This is a genomic window from Thermohalobaculum sp. (assembly GCF_058622915.1).
The window spans coordinates 1-3,252 of record NZ_JBZSYN010000168.1 but is presented as its reverse complement, the minus strand read 5'-3'; the positions used below and the strand labels follow the sequence as shown (position 1 = coordinate 3,252).

At 70.3% G+C, this 3,252-nt stretch carries 2 protein-coding genes; both read right to left on the bottom strand.

The window, feature by feature from the left end:
- Positions 1-2: 2 nt before the first annotated feature.
- Positions 3-842 (bottom strand): EamA family transporter, encoded by an 840-nt coding sequence (locus AC32QD_RS12855; RefSeq protein ID WP_492010905.1) that lies wholly within the window; start codon positions 840-842, stop codon positions 3-5.
- Between the two features lie 82 nt (positions 843-924).
- On the bottom strand, positions 925-3,252 hold a 2,328-nt coding region (locus AC32QD_RS12850), incomplete at its 5' end, for an efflux RND transporter permease subunit (protein WP_492010904.1).

Below are 3,252 nucleotides of genomic sequence, written 5' to 3'. Positions count from 1 at the left end.
GCTCACAGCCGCATGAGCACGACGCCGGTCAGGATCAGCGCGCCCGAGACCCAGCGGATCGCGCCCGCCTTCTCACCGAGCAGGAAGACGCCGATCAGCATGGCGAAGAGCACGCTGGTCTCGCGCAGCGCCGCGACGAGGGCCAGCGGCGCCAGCGTGAAGGCCCAGATCACGATCCAGTAGGCGGCGAGCGACAGCGTGCCGGCGGTGACGCCGCTGCGCCAGGCCGGGGCAAGGCGGCCGAAGACGCCAAAGCCGCGCGTGACCAGCGCGTAGGCGGTGATTCCCAGCGCATCGCCGGCGAACAGCCACATCGTGTAGCCCGAGGCCGTGCCGGCGAGCCGGGCGCCGACGCCGTCGACCAGCGAGTAGCTGGCCGTGAAGCAGGCGGTGCCCAGCGCGAAGGCCAGCGCCTTCGGGGCCATGCGGTCGAGGCGCTGTCGGCGCAGCGCCATCAGGATGATGCCAAGCCCGATCGAGACCACCGCGAGCGTCTGCGCCCAGCCGAGATCCTCGCCGAGGAAGACCGCGCCCACCAGCAGCACGATCAAGGGCGCGGTGCCGCGCGCCACCGGGTAGACTTGGCTGAGGTCGCCGTGCTCGTAGGCCTGGATCAGGAAGAGCTTGTAGCACATGTGCAGGAGCGCCGAGGCGACCAGCCAGGGCCAGGCGGCGGCCGCGGGCAGCGCAAAGACCGGCATCAGGCACAGGCCGATCGTGCCCTGGGCCGCCGTCATCAGGACGATCGCCGAGAAGCGGTCGAGACCCGTCTTGACGATGGCGTTCCAGCTGGCATGCATCAGCGCCGCGCCCAGCACCGCGGCAAACACGAACAGGCTCAAGGTGCTCCCCCAGGGGCCCGCGCCGCCCCCCGCGGCGCCCTATCGGTCATAGCCCGACTGCGGCGCGGCGCAAGGGCGCAGGCTATTCGGCCGCGCGGATCAGGCCCTTGCGCCGGGCCGCCTGCCGCTCGGCCCAGTCGTCGGCGGACAGCTCCCGCTCGAGCGCGCGCCTGGCGCGGCGCTTCTCGGCCCAATCGTCGGCGGCTGCGCGCCCGCGCAGCAGGCGCAGCACGGCATAGCTGGCCGCATCGGACACCCGCAGCACGCCGCGCACGGTCCACACCCGCGCGGCCAGCGCCGCGGGGGTGACGACCAGGGTCAGCACGGTGGCGAAGCCCAGGCCGAAGACCACGGCGGTGGCAAGCTGGGTCCACCACACCGCGGTCGGCGCGCCATAGCTGATGCCGCCATTGGCGAAGTCGAGGCTGGCCGCGAACATCATCGGCGTCAGCCCCGCCATGGTGGTGATGGTGGTGAGCAGAACCGGGCGGATGCGCTGCTCGGCCGTCTGCACGATGGCCTCGAGCGGGTCCATGCGGCGCACCAGCTCCTGGAAGGTGTCGATCAGCACGATGTTGTTGTTCACCACGATCCCGGCGAGCGCCACGATGCCCGTACCGGTCATGATGATCGAGAACTTCTGGTCCATCACCAGCATGCCGACCATCACGCCCGCGACCGACATCACCACCGCGGTCAGCACCAGCATGGTGTTGTAGAACGAGTTGAACTGCGCCAGCAGGATGACGAACATCAGCCCCAGCGCGCCGGCAAAGGCCTTGACCAGGAATTGCTGGCTCTGCAGCTGCTCCTGGCGGTCGCCGGTGAAGCTGGCCCGCACCGAGGGCGGGAACGGGTGCGCCTTGGCGATCCAGTGCTCCAGATCGGTGATCTTGGTCACGTCGGAGACTCCGTCGGCCACGTCGGCGCGCACCAGGAAATAGCGCTGGCCGTCGCGCCGCGTGATCTCGGCCAGCTTCGGCGCCGCCTTGACGGTGACGAAGTTGCTGAGCGGCACCAGGCCCTTCTTGGTTGGAACGCGGATCTCGCGCAGGGTCGAGATGAGCCGGTCCTGCTTGGGGAAGCGCACGCGGATGTCGAGCTCCTGGTCCGAGTCGCTGGGGCGGTAGGTGTCGATCAGCGCCCCCCGCGTCACGGCCTGCACGATTGGGCCGATGCTGGCCACGTCGGCGCCGAAGCGGCCGGCCGCGGCCCGGTCCACCGAGACACGCCAGTCGATGCCCGGCAGCGGGCGCGTGTCGTCGACGTTGACGAGGCCGGGCGTCGCATCGAAATGCGCCCGCGCCGTCGCCGCGGCCCGGTTCAGCGCCTGCCAGTCGTTCGAGCGCAGCTCAAGCTGGATCGGCTTGCCCCGGTGCGGGCCATCCTGCTGGCGCAGGATCTCGGCGCGCACGCCGGGGATGGCCGCCAGCCGACGGTTGATTTCGGCCAGGATTTTCTCGCCGGGGCCGCGCTCGTACCAGGGCGCGAGCTCGACCTGCACCTGACCGATGGCGTCTGGCGGGCCCTCCTGGCTGCGCCCCTGCGCCAGGCCGTCGCCGCCGGTGAAGGAGAAGACGGACTTGACCCCCTTCACCCCCATCACGACCTGCTCCGCGGCGCGGACCATGCGGTCGCGCTGGTCGAGGCTGAGGTTGCCACGGGCGCGAACGTAAACGATAGCGCGCTCGGGGTCCGTCTTGACGAAGAATTCGACGCCGTTGTTGTGCGCCATGTAGAACGCGACGATACCCGCGATCACCGCCGCCGAGGCCGCGAGCGCAAGGAACGGGCCAAAAGGGTTCAGGACGATGCGTCCTACCAGCCGCCCGAACCAGCCGCGCCGGTAGGGTTCGGGCGGTGGCGGCTCGGCCGAGCCGCCGGTGATCGCGGCCCTCGCCCGGCCGAAGGAGCGGCTCAGCCGGCCGACCACGCCGCCCACCACCGGCAGGAAGATCAGCGCGACGATCAGCGAGGCGCTGAGCACGAAGATCAGCGTCACCGGCAGCTCGCCCATGAACTCGCCCGGCATTCCGGGCCAGAACAGCATCGGCAGGAAGGCGCACAGCGTCGTCGCGGTCGAGGAGACGATCGGCCAGAACATGCGCCGGGCTGCCTCGCCATAGGCGGTCATCGGCCCGGTGCCCTCGGCGATGCGCTTGTCGGCGTATTCCACCACCACGATGGCGCCGTCCACAAGCATGCCGACCGCGAGGATCAGGCCGAACATGGTCATGTTGTTGATGCCCATGCCGAGCGCCCCCATCAGCCCGAAGCTGAGCAGGAACGAGGCCGGGATCGACAGCCCCACCAGGATCGCCGAGCGGAAGCCGAGCGCCGCAAGCACGACGATCATCACGAGCGTGATCGCGGTCAGCACGCTCGACTGCAGCTGGCCGACCATGTCGCG